22 protein-coding genes are annotated in these 15,611 nt (G+C 60.0%); 19 read left to right on the top strand and 3 right to left on the bottom strand.

Annotated elements, in window-relative coordinates; genetic code table 11:
* Positions 1 to 46 precede the first annotated feature (46 nt).
* From EHF44_RS01030 to EHF44_RS01115, 18 genes are all read left to right on the top strand, one after another.
* Positions 47 to 406 (top strand): hypothetical protein, encoded by a 360-nt coding sequence (locus EHF44_RS01030; RefSeq protein ID WP_017512888.1) that lies wholly within the window; start codon positions 47 to 49, stop codon positions 404 to 406.
* A 12-nt stretch (positions 407 to 418) separates the two neighbouring features.
* Positions 419 to 940, top strand: coding sequence for a hypothetical protein (locus EHF44_RS01035; RefSeq protein ID WP_017512889.1), 522 nt, complete (start codon positions 419 to 421; stop codon positions 938 to 940).
* Positions 941 to 993: 53 nt separating this feature from the next.
* Positions 994 to 1,620, top strand: a complete 627-nt coding sequence (locus tag EHF44_RS01040; protein WP_017512890.1) for a hypothetical protein — start codon at positions 994 to 996, stop codon at positions 1,618 to 1,620.
* 105 nt (positions 1,621 to 1,725) lie between these two features.
* The gene (locus EHF44_RS01045; protein WP_223277486.1) at positions 1,726 to 1,983 is read left to right on the top strand and encodes a hypothetical protein; all 258 of its coding nucleotides are present in this window, start codon (positions 1,726 to 1,728) and stop codon (positions 1,981 to 1,983) included.
* 140 nt (positions 1,984 to 2,123) lie between these two features.
* Positions 2,124 to 2,930: a hypothetical protein gene (locus EHF44_RS01050; protein ID WP_017510894.1), complete on the top strand. Its 807-nt coding sequence runs from the start codon at positions 2,124 to 2,126 to the stop codon at positions 2,928 to 2,930.
* 95 nt (positions 2,931 to 3,025) lie between these two features.
* On the top strand, positions 3,026 to 3,634 hold the full coding sequence (locus EHF44_RS28940) for a GIN domain-containing protein (protein WP_172965989.1): 609 nt from the start codon (positions 3,026 to 3,028) through the stop codon (positions 3,632 to 3,634).
* Between the two features lie 55 nt (positions 3,635 to 3,689).
* A complete protein-coding gene (locus tag EHF44_RS01060) occupies positions 3,690 to 3,977 on the top strand; it encodes an HU family DNA-binding protein (RefSeq protein WP_029309235.1) in 288 nt (95 codons plus the stop codon).
* A 44-nt stretch (positions 3,978 to 4,021) separates the two neighbouring features.
* On the top strand, positions 4,022 to 4,786 hold the full coding sequence (locus tag EHF44_RS01065) for a hypothetical protein (protein ID WP_017510891.1): 765 nt from the start codon (positions 4,022 to 4,024) through the stop codon (positions 4,784 to 4,786).
* Positions 4,783 to 5,058, top strand: coding sequence for a hypothetical protein (locus EHF44_RS01070; RefSeq protein WP_017510890.1), 276 nt, complete (start codon positions 4,783 to 4,785; stop codon positions 5,056 to 5,058). The genes EHF44_RS01065 and EHF44_RS01070 overlap by 4 nt, the downstream gene beginning before the upstream one ends.
* A complete protein-coding gene (gene lepB / locus EHF44_RS01075; protein ID WP_017510889.1) occupies positions 5,055 to 6,011 on the top strand; it encodes a signal peptidase I in 957 nt (318 codons plus the stop codon). Before EHF44_RS01070 ends, lepB begins: the two co-directional genes overlap by 4 nt.
* An 88-nt stretch (positions 6,012 to 6,099) precedes the next feature.
* Positions 6,100 to 6,336 carry a hypothetical protein gene (locus tag EHF44_RS01080; RefSeq protein WP_017510888.1) on the top strand — a complete coding sequence of 79 codons (237 nt, stop codon included), beginning with the start codon at positions 6,100 to 6,102 and terminating at the stop codon, positions 6,334 to 6,336.
* Positions 6,337 to 6,469: 133 nt separating this feature from the next.
* Entirely contained in the window at positions 6,470 to 6,820 is a 351-nt protein-coding gene (locus tag EHF44_RS01085) for a hypothetical protein (RefSeq protein ID WP_017510887.1), read from the top strand.
* Positions 6,821 to 6,965: 145 nt separating this feature from the next.
* Entirely contained in the window at positions 6,966 to 7,850 is an 885-nt protein-coding gene (locus EHF44_RS01090; RefSeq protein ID WP_017510886.1) for a class I SAM-dependent methyltransferase, read from the top strand.
* A gap of 320 nt (positions 7,851 to 8,170) precedes the next feature.
* A complete protein-coding gene (locus tag EHF44_RS01095) occupies positions 8,171 to 8,596 on the top strand; it encodes a hypothetical protein (RefSeq protein ID WP_017510884.1) in 426 nt (141 codons plus the stop codon).
* A gap of 20 nt (positions 8,597 to 8,616) precedes the next feature.
* Positions 8,617 to 9,006, top strand: coding sequence for a chemotaxis response regulator CheY (cheY, locus tag EHF44_RS01100; protein ID WP_017510883.1), 390 nt, complete (start codon positions 8,617 to 8,619; stop codon positions 9,004 to 9,006).
* Positions 9,007 to 9,119: 113 nt separating this feature from the next.
* Positions 9,120 to 9,851 carry a hypothetical protein gene (locus EHF44_RS01105; protein WP_124682109.1) on the top strand — a complete coding sequence of 244 codons (732 nt, stop codon included), beginning with the start codon at positions 9,120 to 9,122 and terminating at the stop codon, positions 9,849 to 9,851.
* Between the two features lie 23 nt (positions 9,852 to 9,874).
* Entirely contained in the window at positions 9,875 to 10,978 is a 1,104-nt protein-coding gene (locus tag EHF44_RS01110; protein ID WP_124682110.1) for a tetratricopeptide repeat protein, read from the top strand.
* A gap of 27 nt (positions 10,979 to 11,005) precedes the next feature.
* Positions 11,006 to 11,764, top strand: coding sequence for a helix-turn-helix domain-containing protein (locus EHF44_RS01115; RefSeq protein ID WP_189443406.1), 759 nt, complete (start codon positions 11,006 to 11,008; stop codon positions 11,762 to 11,764).
* A 440-nt stretch (positions 11,765 to 12,204) separates the two neighbouring features.
* On the opposite strand, the gene EHF44_RS01120 is transcribed toward EHF44_RS01115, so the two are convergent.
* The 3 genes from EHF44_RS01120 to EHF44_RS01130 all read right to left on the bottom strand — a co-directional run bounded on the left by EHF44_RS01120 (position 12,205) and on the right by EHF44_RS01130 (position 14,541).
* Positions 12,205 to 13,197, bottom strand: coding sequence for a hypothetical protein (locus EHF44_RS01120; protein WP_017510879.1), 993 nt, complete (start codon positions 13,195 to 13,197; stop codon positions 12,205 to 12,207).
* Between the two features lie 162 nt (positions 13,198 to 13,359).
* Positions 13,360 to 13,689, bottom strand: coding sequence for a hypothetical protein (locus tag EHF44_RS01125; RefSeq protein ID WP_017510878.1), 330 nt, complete (start codon positions 13,687 to 13,689; stop codon positions 13,360 to 13,362).
* A 72-nt stretch (positions 13,690 to 13,761) separates the two neighbouring features.
* Positions 13,762 to 14,541, bottom strand: a complete 780-nt coding sequence (locus EHF44_RS01130; RefSeq protein WP_017510877.1) for a hypothetical protein — start codon at positions 14,539 to 14,541, stop codon at positions 13,762 to 13,764.
* 158 nt (positions 14,542 to 14,699) lie between these two features.
* Between EHF44_RS01130 and EHF44_RS28615 the strand changes: the two genes are divergently transcribed.
* Entirely contained in the window at positions 14,700 to 15,569 is an 870-nt protein-coding gene (locus EHF44_RS28615; RefSeq protein WP_017510876.1) for a hypothetical protein, read from the top strand.
* Positions 15,570 to 15,611: the final 42 nt, after the last annotated feature.

Raw genomic sequence — 15,611 nt, forward strand, 5'->3', positions numbered from 1 at the left:
TGCAGCCTTGCTGACTACGCTACCAGAGCAAACAGACTGAGTTGAAATGAAGATATCCAGCGAGATCAAAGACCAGGCGAAGTACCTCGAGTCCTATGTGGTCCTGGACACCGTAACCGCGGCGGGTAAGTTCGCGGTAGGCCTCGGCATTGGCAATGTCGCACGCGAAGGGCTGTATCTGACGCCCGTTGGGCAGGCGGCTTACGAGCGATTGAAGGAGCTCGGGAAGAACTCACCTCAGTTGGTCGATGTGGCATCCAAGTTCAAGGCAAAGGAGCTCGTTCGCCAGGCTTTCCTCAAGGCCGACGCCGGCGGCTCGATCTTCTTCGTTTGCAGGGAAGGCATCTACGACACGGTCTACGACCTTCTGAACGTCATAGGCTCCAGCGCTGCAGCAGCGGCGTAACGGACAATCGGAATGGCTACACAGTGTCTTGATGACGTCGCCGCCGCCGGAGAGCCGACCGGGCGGTCTGAGCAGTACCTGGTCGGATGGCGCTTTGGCGACTGGTTTTTGCAGCAGGGCGGTGACCCTGATGGCCGACCGAGCGAGCTTTGGTCTGCCGAAAAGGCCAGTGGCTTCCTTGACCGGTTGGCCTTGGAGGCTGAGGTGCCAAAGAGCGGCGCCGCGGCCAGCGCAGCGCCTGCCGAGCGCGGCTGGGAGGATGCCGAAGTGTCCGCCTTCGAGGTCCGGACCTCCGCCCAGGGCGACACCGTTTGGGTCAACTGGGCCGATGGCAATTGTATTGCCCGCTTTAGCAAGCGATTCGGCATCGACGTTCACGCTAGCGGCGAAGCGCAGATGGCCGGCGCTCCCCAGTGTCTCTATTGCACTCACGGCGCTGCCGGGCCGGAGCAGTGGCGCACGTTCCAGCAGAAGGTGCGTGAGCACCATGGCATCGATGTCCCAAATGACGCGATCGCCTTCGCCGGCGAATGAGCTGAGCGCACATCATTCGATTCTCACACCGTCTTCTCGAAGCATCCCCACCAATGCCGTTCCTCGCAGCCACCACGTTCTTGCTGTATGCCCACATGATCGCAACGTTCCGCGCGCTTTCGAACCGCGACGGACCGCAACGCCTAACTGCCGTGCTGCATTGGCTGGCCGCAACCGTTGGCGCCTGCGCGGTGATCTTCGGCTTCGGCCTTGAGGCAGTTTTCACCGGGGCGCAGCGACCAGGCACTAACCTGAGCGTGCCGCTGTTTTTCGCCTTAGGCGTGCTAACCGTCATCGTGTTCGGCAAGAAGCTGCTCGCGGCTAGGCACCAGGCCGCGGAAGGGCCCGCATTTCGGGTCGGCATGATCGTCTGGGCCGTGCTCGCCGGCATCTACCTGACGGGGACGGCGATCGATCACTGGGTCTTCTTCAGCGACCGGGACAAGTCCGGAATTGGAGACGCTCGAGCTCTGGGCGTCGATGATGTTCAATGCGATGGCATCTCTCTCGTGCGAATCGACAGCGAGACGGCGCGGTACCGCTGCCCGACTTCGCTGGTTTGGGGCGGGGTACTGTCGGAGTGGCCGTTCGCGCCGTGGCCCAGCTACCAGGCAGGGGAGAGCGAGAAGCTGAAGCGCGGTATCGAGGCGCTCCACCGTAACGCCGTTCAGGTTCGATAGCCTCTGGTGCTCTGCACATGGTGTGTTGCACGCGCCTAAAATTCGCTGTTGACGTATCGATACGTGTTATGTAGCATAAGAACCGTTGAGTAACCGAAAAGGTTGATGCCCACCATGACTGCCCTTGTTGCTGCCCGTGTTGCCCTCGTGATCTGTGCCTTCATCTTCCTGATCGCTTTTCAGCGCCGGAAGCGCCTTTTCACCGTGAAAACGGGCAACGCCTCCTCCGTGCCCCCGGACTTCGACGCGTTTGTGACGGATCTGCTGGCCGAAAATCGACTGACTCTCGTCCTGAGCGGCTTTTTCGCCACTCTGTGCCTCGTGTACGTCGTCTATACGCTGTTCGTGCCCGGCGCCGCCTGACCCCTTTCTCCTCGTATCACCGCTTGCCCGCGTTATGCGGGCTTTTTTTCGCTCGAACATCGTGAGCCTTCCACTGAGCGTGTATTGCTACGCGATATGAAGCGAGATAGGTGGGAATGTGCTTGCCCAGGAGAGAAAAGTTGAAGTCAGTTCGCAGCCTGATCAAGGCAAAGGATGGGGCGGTGCGCTTTTGCGGCGTGGAGATGCCGCCGGAGACCGTTGATGGCCTGCGTGCAGTGCGCCGAGCCGCGTTTGCCGCGTCACAGTTGACCGAGGAATCCTGTCGATCGTTGCGGATGTTGGGTCTCGTGGAGCCGGCTCCAGGCGCAATTAGCGGCGAGGGTGCCGATGCCATGCGTGATGGCGCCTCGCTGAAGCTCACCGTGTTGGGCGCTCTGCTGTTGCGCGTACTAGAACGGCCAGAGGCCATTCGAGAAAATGCAAACACGACTGTGACTGTGTTTCCAGCAGATCCGGCCGTCTACGCGCTGGAGGCGAGCGCGGCGATCGCGCTCAGCAGGCTGTTTGCCGACAGGCGCGAAGAAACTCTGGCCATCGAGCTCGCGTTCCAGGCTGGCTATGCCAGCTACCCAAACCCTGAACCATCTCCGTTCGTCGCCGGCGATATCGCACTGGCAAAGAACTGGAAGGCCGGCTGGGGCCAACGCGAGTATGAGTTGCGACCGCTCACGCGAGAGGACCTTCAAGCCACGATCCGCGAGATGTCGGCGCAGGCCAACCAGGGATGTGGCCAGTTCTACGAGCTCTACGAGCAGCGATTCACCGGCATGGTGGATGGATGGCTCCCAGATCTGCGAGACGGCGAAAGGGCGGTTGCTCTTGAACTGTTGAAAGGAGAGGCGTATTCACCTGATGCCGATGGACACTGGGCCTATGACGCCGAGGAAAACGACATTCACTTCCTGCCCAAGGACGGGGCTCGATGATGGGCGGCTTCCAGCCTTTGAGAGTTCTCTGGTGCTGCATCCGCAGGTTGACTGGCCGGCCATCGAACGAGTCGTCTGGTGATGTCCACCTTGAGATGCTCGCCGAGCAGCGGCAGATCCTGGTTCCGTCCCGCTTACGCGTTGTCGGGCCATTCGATCTGCAGTTCCACCAACTGCCCTACCATCAGCTCAGGCTTTCCGCCAGCTCGCAGGCGCAGCTGCAGGCAGTCAGCACAGTTGTCAGCCAGGGCACCTTGGTGATCGAGGTCGATCCCGGTGCCCACCACGCGTTCGAACATCAGGGACGCGTAGTCGTCGGTATTGCCGCGCCCCAGATCGCCGGCGTTGCCGCGGGCGGCGACGCGATCGTCAGCATCGCCGATATCGACGTAGATGCGCTCGAGATCCAAGGGGCCGACTCCAGTGAAGTATCGGCAGGCGGACGCTGCCGGCACCTCACAGTCTCCGCCGGCGGGATGAGCTCGATTGACTGCGAGGCACTGGTCACTTCTCAGGCCGATTGTCACATCACAAAGAACGCTTCCTGCAGAACCTTCGCTCTCGATTCCATTTGCGCGCAGGTATCAGGCCGTGCGTCCTTGGCAATTGGTGGGCGTCCATGGAGGGAAGAAATCGCGATCGCGGACGACGGCTACGTCAGCCGGTTGTGGGGTGCCGCCGCCGAGGGACTTGACTCGCGCTAAAGAGTATGAATGGGGCGAAGCCAAGTCGCCTCTGTTGCAAACAGGAGAAGGTGTCATGAACAAAGCAGAGTTGGTGGCGAAAGTCGCCCAAGGTTGCGGTCTCACGAAGGTCGCCGCAGAGCGTGCACTTCAGACGGTCTTGTCGGCGATTGAGAACGAGGTCGCCGCGGGTGGCGAGGTGACCATTGTTGGATTTGGCGCATTCCGTGGGGTCACCCGCGCCGCCCGCGCCGCGCGAAACCCTCGCACTGGGGCCTTCGTCGAGATCCCCTCCAGGACGGTCCCGACCTTCGCGCCCGGCAAGGGCTTCAAGGACAAGGTTGTTGGCTGGAAGCGCAACTAGGCCGCGGCATTGAACCGCAGTTGTGGCCCATCAACGGAGACATCGTGACTGCTAAAAAATCCACCACCGCCTTGGAACTGGGTTGGCCGCGGCGCCGGCAAGAGAGCGGCTACTTCAGCGAAGTCGAGGCGTTGACTGACGGAATCCGCCTTGACGCCGAGTTTGCCGAGGAGCCGTGGCTTGTCCTCTGCCAGGTGTCCGACAGCTTTCTCTCGGAAGACTCCGGCGTGGATGCCAGGGGCGTGCATGCGCAGGCGTTCAGGCAAGGCGAGTCTTTTCCACGTGCGTATGCTGAGTTCGACTTGTTGTCGCCATGCGCCGGCCAGGCGCTGGAGGAGTGGCAGTTTCTAGACGCTTGCGATAGCGCTAGCAGTGCGCTGAGCTCAATGGCGATCGCACTGTCGCAATCGGCCGTGCAGGACGTCGGCGGTTTGCTCGGGTCGGCTCCGATCCTGCACCTCTCCCGCATTGAGGTGAGGGCTGACCAGCAAGGTCAAGGGTTGGGCGAGTGGCTGGGCCAGTTCATGCTGAGGTGGCTGTGCTCCTCGTTTGCCCCCGGGCTACTGATCGTGCAGCCGTTCCCTCTCCAGTTCGAAAGCTGTTCGCCCTGTGAAGGTACGCCTTCACATGCGGCGTTCCGAGACGAGTTCGAAGCCGCCGCCGCCACGCTCGCCGGCTACTACTCCCGAACGCTGAACGTCAACGCAGTGCGAGAAGGCGACTCCCATCTAATTGGCGCACTTGCCGGTTGGCGGCTGCTCGTCGACGAGTTCGGGTGGTCGCTGGCACCCCAGAAGGAATCAGAATGAACGTACGGACCATCATCGTGAACTGGTGGCAGAGCTTTCGCCCATATCTGCTGCTCACAATCGCTTTCAACGTCCTTGTGATTGCATTCCTGCTCGCGTCGGTCGCGATCGCTGCCAGGGACCTACTCCACAGCAGCACCTGGTACGTGCGTTTGTGGGCCGCCGCAGAGACCGTCGGCTGGGTGTCCGGTGGGCTGGCTGTGCTGTCTGCAGCATGGCTGATTTGCAAACTCGTGCGTCACAAACGACCAAGCAATGGAGGTGTCGCATGAGCCTCTTCCTGTCGGGTCTGGCGCTGACCGCCGCTGGGCCGGCCATGGTGGCTTACGGCCGCCGGCGGGGGGAGACAGACGAGGTCAACAGCAGGCTTCTGTCCCTTGGCTACTCATGTGCGATCTTCGGCCCGTTTTTGTTATTGGTCTACGTGGCCACTTTGCCCTCAGCACTGCTGGTAGCAGCAGCGGTGAGTGGCCTTCTATGGGGGGCGGACTGGTTGGCCAAGCGCACGCGTGGGCGCCGCTGGACGTCCGGGGCGGCGCGTTACGGGAGCGACGCGTTCCTCATGGTGCTGGGCGTATGCGTAGTGAGGTTCTTCGTTGTGGAGCCGTTCGTCGTCCCGTCGTCATCCATGCGGCCGACGCTATCAGTTGGCGACGTGATCATCGTGGACAAGTTCTCCTATGGCATCCGCCTGCCAGTGCTCAACCTCCCGCTGATCCCAACCGGCCAGCCCGCTAGAGGACAGATGATCGTTTTCGAGTACCCGCCCGATCGGAGCCGTGCGTTCGTGAAACGAGTCATCGGAATCCCGGGGGATACCGTCCGCGTCGATGATTCAGGTATCGAGATCAACGGTGAAAGGCTTCCTCAGGCCCCCGCCGGCAGCTACACCTACACGAGCGATGCTGGCCATCCCGTGGCGGCCGACCAGTTCGTCGAGCGGCTCGGATCGACGAGCTACCAGTCACTCCACCGGCCCGGAACCCCTTGGGCGGATCTGGCCGCCGTCGAGGCGTTGCACCCCAAGAATGGTTGCGCCTTCGGCAGAGCGGGAATGCAGTGCATCGTGCCCGCAGGGCACTATTTCGTGATCGGGGACAACCGAAGCGATAGCCTGGACGGCCGATACTGGGGCTTCGTGCCGGACAGCCATCTCCTAGGGAGGGTCGATGCCGTTCTCGGGAACACCAGTGGGCCCCGTTACACAGGGGCTTGGTTGCGCTGAAAGAACATGTTCGCGGCAAAACGATACCTAACAGGTACAAACACGACTAGAATAGCGATCTGATACAACGGCCACACAGGAATTCCCCATGGAACACGTTCGCGCAAACTGGCGCTCCTACTTGCTTGCCCTGATCCTGATCGCGGCGCTGACGATCCTGTTCTGCGTTGTCCTGGGCCCGATGCTGGGCATTGCGCTGAGCGTGATCTCGCCTCTCAAGGTCGTTGTGGTGCTGCTTGTCACCGGGGCGCTTCTGCGATATCTCCTGCACTCCGTGGACAAGGTTGATCGGACGCACGTCGAGACGTCCGCGCACGGTCGATAACTACCTGGAAGCCCGATCGTTGCCCATAAGGCCTGCCGAACCGGCAGGCCTTTTTCATATAGTCGTGTGGAGGACATATCAGTCCACAAGGCCCATGGATCGGGTTTGATCACCCATGCTCAAGGAGATACTCATGAATGAAGCAATCACCACGCAAGTAATGGTCTTCACGAACGGTCGGATCGCCATTCAACTCTGGGCTGATGAGGGTCCATACGCCAGGCTGAACGTGAACCTGCCCGATGAAGCCTTCGCAGACGATGAGATCGCCATCAACTGGGATCTCGACGACAGCGTCCTGAAGTCGATTCTTGACCTCAACAAGTTCCAGGAAACCGATCGCGTCGTTCGCTCCGGACACGCCGTTTGTGCGGTCTGGAAAGTGGTCTGCCCGGAGATGCTTCAGGAGGCCGCGCAACTGCGCAAGCAGATCAGGCGCCATACGAGCCGCCGGACGTCGATGAGTAAGGCTGCCATGCACTGACAGCTCACTGCACTTAACCCTGCACCACCCCCGCTACGCGTTATCGCGAGCGGGGGTTTTTTCTTTTGGTCTTTCCATTTTTCGGCTTGACCAAAATAACAGTAACACGTAACAATACGGCAACTGAAGCCGTCAACTAAACAAGATGAACGACCAGGACAAGATTCGCCAATTGGGGCAGTACCCGACGCCCGCGTTGAACGACCAGGACAAGATTCGCCAATTGGGGCAGTACCCGACGCCCGCGTGGGCGGCGGAGCAGCTTGTCGAGCGGTACTTCGGCGACCTCGGGCGAGACGACCTTGTTATCGAGCCGGCCTGCGGCCCTGGCGCTTTCCTTGGGGCAATTCCGACTGATGTGCCGGCGATCGGCGTTGAGATTGATCCACTGGCGGCCGAGTGCGCGCGAGTCGCGACCGGACGCGAGGTAATCACTGGTGACTTCTGCACGGTTGACTTGGAGGCGAGGCCCACGGCAATCATCGGCAACCCTCCGTTCAAGCTGGCGCTGGTGGACAAGTTCCTTGCTCGCGCACATGCATTGCTGCCGGAAGGGGGGAGGGTTGGATTCCTTCTGCCGGCCTACGCGTTCCAGACCGCGAGCCGCGTAGTGGACTACAACCAGCGTTGGACCATCGCGCAGGAGCTCGTGCCGCGGAATGTGTTCGATGGCTTGCGGCTCCCCTTGGTGTTCGCGCTCTTTCACAAAGAGCGCCATCGCAGGCTTCTGGGATTTGCCTTGTTTCACGAGACCGTTGCTGTGCACCGCATGCAGGACGACTACCAGTTCGTTCTGAAGCAGGGGAGCGGCCCCATTTGGCGCAAGGTTATCGAGCTTGCGCTACGCCGCCTGGGAGGTGAGGCTAGCTTGGCTGATATTTATGAAGAGCTGCAGCGCAACCGTCCAACTGACACCCGTTGGTGGAGAGAGAAGATCCGTCAAACCTTACGGCGTTATGCCGAGGTATTTGTTGTAAAGGGGGAGGGAAGATATGCGCTGTCCGCCTCGCCCAACTGTACAGGCGCGTAGGCGGTTCCGCAATCAGCCGGTTGCGGCGACCGTCGTGGTCGTCTCGGTAATCAAGGAGTGGGTGATGTCGAAGTCGTTGTTGGTGCGGATTGCATTCTGTGCGTCCATCTTTGTGCTGCTCGTGGGAATCGTCGGCCTAGCGCTTTGGCTCGGCGCTGCCTTGCCGATGAACGGGTTATCAGGTGGGTCAAGGCTTACCAATGGGCTAATGTGGTTGGCTAGCTTCCTCGCTCTATGCCTGCTTGTCGCCCAGATTCCTTCGTGGTTCCGGGGAAAGCGTCGGAGCGAGCCGCTCGAAGGTCGTCAATGTGGAGAATAGTATGGGTACTTACCTGAGGCTGATCTTGAAGAATGCTCTCAAATGCGCGTTGGCCGCAACGCTCCTCGGCCTGACGCAGGCCGCCAACGCGATTGAAATGAATCTGGCGTCAACAGACGCGGTCGTGGACAAGGCCAAGTTCACGGAGGTAGTGACCCAGTTCCTTCCCGCCAAGGTCCAGGCCCTTGATTCGAACTACAGGCTGATTGGAGTCATGGAGACCGCATCCTATCGGGACGGAGAGCGGTTCTTCTACTACAGCCTGATGCTCCACAAGAAGGTGATCGACCGCGACAGTGGCAAGACGTACTGGGCCGTTACCGGCGGCATCCGTGCGCATGGCATCACCGCCGGCGGCGAAGAGTTGATCAAGCATGTACGTGAAGACCTGGTGCTGGGCGCCAACTCATTCCCCATGGATCAATAAGACGCCGCTGGATTGCTCGGATGAACATGAATCGAAAGTTCCTTGTGGTTGACGACTTCGCCACGATGCGTCGCATCGTTCGAAACTTGCTCAAGGACATTGGCCACGCGAATGTGGAGGAGGCGGAGGACGGCGTCGATGCATTGGAGAAGCTGGAGGCTGGATCGTTTGACGTTGTCCTGACGGATTGGAACATGCCTCGCATGGACGGGTTGACCTTGCTCCAAACGCTTCGCCAATCTGAGAAGTACTCCGGCGTGCGCGTGTTGATGGTCACCGCTGAGGGCAAGAAGGACAACATCATCGCAGCGGCTCACGCCGGCGCCGACGGCTACATCGTTAAGCCCTTCACCGCGGCGACGTTGGGTGAGAAGCTCGACCGGATCTTCAGTCGGCTCGGCGAGGCATAAGAAGCGGGCGGGGCTACTCGTTTGTCTTGGAATCCAATACTGGGACGTGTTGTGTAGCGAAACGTCCGTCGAATGAATCCAGAATGGTCGACGGCATCGCATTACAGGAGTGAATGATGAACTATCACCGCTGGATCTGCTCGCTATTGCTGGCTCTTGCCGTATTCGGAGTCGCTGGATGCACCCAAAGTGCACCGGTGGAGCAAGTGTCTGTCATCGATCGGGCAAAGGCCGAATCTGATGGAAACAAGGCCCTTGAAATTCTGGAGGCCGAGTTGGGCAGGACTGATCCTGACACCACGAGCATTTGCGGCTTCCCGAGGATTTGCGGGGAGGCCTTTCGTGCATACCGACGGGATCTGTATGTAGCACTGGATGCGCGGGCTGCAGAGCTGGCGCCTGTGTTGGCGACGGATCAACTCCTGAGGTACGTACGGACCTATGAGATGAAAGCCAGCCGCGAAGCCGTTGCTGAGCAGATTGTCGAGCGGGCCAAGACGGCAGAAGGGAAACCTGGTGACGTTCCGCTGTTGGATGATGCTGCATCGCTTATGGCTGAAGGAAGGTCCGTGCTGCGGAATCGCGATGTCGCCGTGGCATTCTTCGAACGGTCCTGGTTGGCTGGATCGACGTACGCGGCCAAAGGACTTGCCGATCTCTACCTAAAATCGGGGGACTTAGACAACGCTTATCTCTGGTCGGTCAGGAACAAGACGCCTGGCGTGGTCTGGACTAGCCGCATTGAGGGTTTGTCGCCGGAAGCGATCCATAACGCCGAGGCCGTAGCGTCGAACAAGTCGATCTTGTCTATGCGTGCCGACAAGGCAGGAGGGCCACGTACGTGAGGGCGAATGCGAAGAACCTCTGCGTGGTCGTTGCTCTTCTGGTGATGTCCGCGGTGGCACTTGCGATGCCGTCGCCAGCCGATGTGGCCAGCGCAGTGAGATCAGAGGACTGGTCCAAAGCTGAGTCGCTTCTCGGGGAGGTTCTGCGGGAGCGCGAATCTCCGAAAGCGCACTACCAACTCGGCCAGGTCTATGCACACCAGTTCCGGCACGCTGAGGCGCTAGCAGAGTATCGCAGGGCGAAGGAGCTTGATCCGTCGCTCAAGTTTGCATCATCGCCGAAGCTGTTCGAGGCCATGGTCACCCGAGAGGAAGCGCTTGTCGAAGGCAACCTCGACGCCGGCACATCGCGATCCCAAAGCGCGGACGTCGCCCAAGAGACTCCGGCCATAGAGGGCGCGTCGAGTGCTGCCCAGCTACAGGCTACCGACACGCTTTCCAGCCAGCAGCAAGTGGTGACCGTGCTTGAGGACTGGGCGGGCCGGATGCTGTGGCTCATCGTTCCAGCGGCATTTTTGATGGGGGTCGCCGTGCTAATGGGGATCTTCCGAGTCCAGACGAGCGATCGGCCACGAAGCATCGCCCGGCTGCCAGACGAACTGGAGGCCTTGTTGAAGCGTCTGGACTCTGCGGAGGGTGTGTGCAAGGCGGCTTCGTACCCAACCGGAAAGAAGGATCTGATCCTGGAGTCCATCTGGAAGCTGCGCGAAGACGTGGAGCGAACAGTGTCGCAATGGCGGCACGGCACATCGATTGAGGGAGTGATGCCGGCGCTCGTGGCCAGGGCCTCACGCTTAGAGACGGCCGCGGAAACCGGGGTCGTGACTACTCCCCCTGTGGCGGACCCTGGTGATCATCGCCGAGTCGGGCCGGCAGTGGTGACAAGTCGACCTATTGCGCAGGCGATCGCTCCTCGAGCGGCAGTGCACAACACCGAAACGCATCGCGAATCGTCGGGCGGCGGCTTCCTTACCGGTGTGGTGGTCGGCGCAATGTTGAGCGGCTCCTCCCCCGCCAGAAGCGCGGAAAGCCGCGATGAATCCAGCGGATGGTATGGCGGGAGCGGAAATGGCGGCGGCGGAAATGGAGGGCCGACTTTCGATGGCGGAACCGGAGGAGATTGGTAACCCGGATCAGCTCTGCCAGGTGTCCAAATGCTTGAAGAACGAGTGAAGATGCAATCGCGAACGATCGATCCAGGCAGCGTGTCGCTGCAACCGCCCACAACTACGCACCGAGCAGCAACGGGAGCCCGTAGGCTGGCCGAACCAGCTATGCAAGGAATTTCCCGAGATGAACGTCCGGCCAACCCAGCAGATGCCGGCTGGCGTGTGCGGCTGTTCAAAAGCGGGAAGTATGTCGCCAATCGCCACTTCAGAGACGCCGCCTATCATGGCAAGGACGGATCGCTGTACGCCGCACAACGGTTCCGGGACGACATGGCCGCAGAGTTCGGCGTCCGTCGTCGCGATCGCGAGGTTACTGCTTTGGCGGGCTTCCGTGTTTCCGCAGGCATATCGCAATCGACGCTCGCAAGTTGGCTGCATGTCTCGACGCCGCTGGTGACCCGCTGGGAACATGAGGGCGCACCGGAGCCTGTTCTGATACTGGCAACCGCGTTGTTCGGAGGTATCTTGAAGCCGCAGAAAACGCTGCCATCGCCCGACCTGGTTGCCTTGCGGCTGAAGCTCGGGCTGCGGCAAGAGGATATGGCGAAGAAGTTCGGGCGGCGCCTGGCGGCATATGGCGAGTGGGAGAGGGGAAAGCGGCAGATGCCCGGATGGGTCGCGGTCTACGTGGAAGCTATGCTATGTGGCTGGGATGAAAAGGGTGGTGCTATGCTTGCGAGCGCAGACCAGCCAACGCAAATTGCTTCCCCGACCAGTGAATCCACAAGCAGTCAACTCAACTAGCGAGTGGGAAGAGACGCCTGCATTGTCCGCGTCTCTGCCGATCCAATTTTCAGACGGCGCCGTACTTCCCGAGATCCGTATCTCGTGCGAGGGGTGCGGCAAGCCGCTGGCCACCCGGCTGCAGAGAGGCCGTGTGGTCAACCTTCTTCCGGACGTCTATCGCCTGACGGGGCTTGCGGCGTGCTTTCACTGCGAAGGCCTGACGCGATTCGACTATCGAGTCCGCAGCGAGGGTGCCCGTATGTCAATGGAACATCGCAAAGATGGGGCATGGCGGTCAATTTGCATTTCCAGGCCCCGCGTCTGGGGACGTGTCTTTGGCTTGCTGCGGCGGTAGCCAGGGCTACATGCCAGCCCCATGCCCCGCGCACAGCGCGGGTTTCTTTTTTCTGCGCCACAAAAGAAAGAGGCCCACAGAAAGATCTGCGGGCCGTGGTTGATTAAGCTGCAACGGATTCCTGCTTCCCAGCAGTTTCCGTAGCGGGCGTCTCGCCGTTGTCGCTCGGGGCGCCGGCGGCAGTGCTGAGGAGGGATTCCTCGTCCTCTGCCTTTTTCAGGGCCTCGAAGATGGTGTCGATTCTTGCCTTGGTGTCAGGCGCGAGCATGGTGAAAGCGGGGTCAGCCTTGATGTCGTGGATGGCCACGCGCATGTCGGGTGCCGCTTTCGTCACTGCCTTCCTGAGCAGGGCGCCAGGTGTGTGCCTCGCAGATACCTTTGTGCTTCCGGTTACCTTTGCTCGGTCGATCGTCCGCTGAATAACATCTGCGGCTTGGTCGGCATGCTTCTTCAGCATGTCGATGGCGAAACTCGCCGTGATGACTTCGTCACGCACCCAGCTCGTAATGGCAAACGGCCCTTCAATTAGCAAAAGGAGATCTTCGACATACCCCGGTTCGAGTTCCATGCCTTTCGCGATCGTCTTGACATCAGGAGCATAGATCGACGCCGTCTTGCAGAGTTTGGCGAGCTCGAAAGTCGATAGTTTGTCACTATTGTTTCCGAGGTGCATATCGCAGGTACGCTCGAACTCAGTCAAATTCTGCTGTGTAGCGACTGCATATACTTGCTTGAAGTTGGCACCGTCCCGGATGGCACGCTTTGCTGCCTCAAGTCGACGATGGCCACGCTTGAGGATGACAACGTCCTTGCCGTTCCGCTTGGCTCCGATCACGGACAGAGGGCTGTCGCGCATGAAGCCAATCTCGGGGTTCATCATCGATTGATAGAGGCTTTCGACTTTGTCGTAGTAGGCCTTGTTCTTCTCCCGGACGTTGTACTCCTCGTCGACGATGATCTCAAAAGGGTCGAGTGTCCACAGATCTCCGGAGCTGGCTCCGATGATTTTCATGCCTGTCTTAATGTTTCCCTTTACGATCGGTGGAATCAAGGGAAGCTGGAGGTTCATTCCCACGGTCTTCTTGGTCTTGCTCATGATGTTCATCTCCATAGAGGTTGGTCTTGCAACCTCGTGATGCTGGACAGCGACGAGTAAGTTCGTGTGCGAGGCCTTTGTCGCTGTCAGCGGCAGCAGGCTGGAGAAGGCGCGGGCACCAAATGAAACGCCGCCCCACGAAAGTAGGGCGGCGTGTGTCGGTTAAGGCAATGTCTCTCCGGCGATGCGAGCACGCTGCACACCGGCATGGGAGACGACGTCCATCAGCCACTTGGGTTCATGGAAGCACTCCGCAAGCTCGCCCTGGTTCAACCGCATGACAGTGCCGACATCGGTGACAGCGACCGCAAAAGTCTTCTCGCCGCGCGTCTCGAACCCGGCAACCACTGCGTTCCCCATCCTGCGGCCGTCGCGCGTGCAAAGTTGGGCTCCGCGTTGCATGTAGCCTTCAGCCAATCCGATTGCCCAATGCGGGCGTAGGGCCAATTCGGTGAGCTCCTCGAGGTTATCGAGCGTCGTTTCTTCGTTCATGGATTCATCCTTGTAAGGTTGTCTCGGCACCCTGAAATGAGTTACACGCAACGCGAAGCCTGTTCGATCGATTCAGGGATTGAGCCATGACCAGGACTGCTGCTCTTTGTCCAGTCGAGTTGTGTCCCAGTGCAAATCGCGGCTGGTCGGTCGAACATCGATGGCCGCCGCCAGGGCGACGGTGTCCAAGAGTTCGGCATCGGAAGTCCGAGGGGAACCGGGCGCAGTCGCGATTGAGATCTGTCCGGCGACCCGAATGAACCGTCCGCCTGGCCCGGAGGGCTCTTCGTCTATGGTGAGGTGCGACACCTCGCCATCGAAAATGGCCAGCCCACGCCGCATGGCGTCCTGGGCGAGGGGATTCGTCTGCACAAAGAAGCGACCGAGCAAGTCCGCCGCCCCGACGCATGTACCCACGATAGGTACATATTTGGCAAAGCATGCCTCTCGAACATGCCAGTCGCGAAGAGTTGGTGCCTCTCCGGTCTTCGACGACCAGATGAGATGGCAACTGCGCAGGAGGGTTGGCGGCAGGCCTTGGTCCCGTTCTGGGTAGTGCCAATGTCCGTCTGACGGCGACTTGGCTCGCGGCACCTCCCTGTCCACGCGGAACGCCAAGAGCTCGAGCGAGGAGGTGCTGGAGATGTCGTAGATACGGCAAAGTCGTTGGCCTTCATCGCGAACATCCTCCAGCACAGTCTCATTTGGCCATTGGAACTTCGGACCATCCAGCAGCAGCTTGCCACCGTGCCAGTAGGAGAAGCTGACTTCCAGGTCGTGGAACCAGCCGAGCTCTAGGGCGCGCTCCTGTACCTGGATGATTGACTGGGTCCGCAAAGGAGTGTTCGACATTTCTGATCCTGGACGTTTGCCGATTCTTTACGGCAACTTTGGAAAACATAACAGGTAGGTATAATACACATGCGTCGATCAGGATGCACTTGTCTCGGCGAAACAACAGCGAGCGTGGAGCTCGTGCCGGCCACGAAACCTACGGAAGGAAACGCGAAATGGAGATTGAAAAGGGAACGTTCGAGGACATCGTGAGGAAGATGATGGCGAATCTCGATGGACAGCATCAGCCAGAGCTCGCCGGGACGAGCGGGACCACGCGGCCCGCCTGCGGCCAATTCACCGATTCGATGGCAGCGTCGGCTCTTGCAGCGGCGCTGTCGGAGCATGGTTTTACCATCAACGAGGGCTCACCTGAGGATGGCCAGGTGCTCGGGGATGAGGACTTCAAGGACATCGAAGAAGACCTGCGACGCGAGGAAGCGAGGATCTATCGGATCACGCACACGTATGACATCGGCAACCAGGACGTCTATGTTGAGCACCCGACGGGTGACGTCGACGGTAAGCGGGTGGCGCTGTACTGCTGGTTCAAGGCGTCAGAGTGGTTCGGGAGCGCGGCAATTGTGTCAAACCTTGGCATCGCCGCCGCCATGGTAAGCCTGTACGGCTTCAGACACTGTGCGACCCGTCATTTCTGCACAACGGTCGATCTATACGCAGACGCTGAGGGGTACCCCGACTACCAGTCTCTGATGGCGGACGCGTCTCTGCATCGTGAGGGTTTGCGCCATGCCTTGGCTCCGCATCTTGATGGCGTTCGCCCCGAGTGCACGATTGAGAATGCCGCCGTGCTCGATTCCGCCCAGTATCGGGAGATGCCCGATGAAATGCTGACCGCTCAGGACTTAGTGCAACAAGGAGCGGTTCACGCTGTCAGTTTTCTCCTGCAGCACGGTTGCAACAAAGCGACCGCAAATCAGATGCTGGAGTCACTGCGGGCCAACGCGGGGCACATCCGCGAGGAAGCTGCCCGAAGAGGAAAGGCCCTCTTCAAGCAGGACCAGGTGGCTTCACTGGAGAACTAAGAATCCTTGCCCGCGCGGGAATCTTGGCACGATGACTGGTGC

This window comes from Cupriavidus pauculus (assembly GCF_003854935.1).
Lineage (GTDB): Bacteria > Pseudomonadota > Gammaproteobacteria > Burkholderiales > Burkholderiaceae > Cupriavidus > Cupriavidus pauculus_C.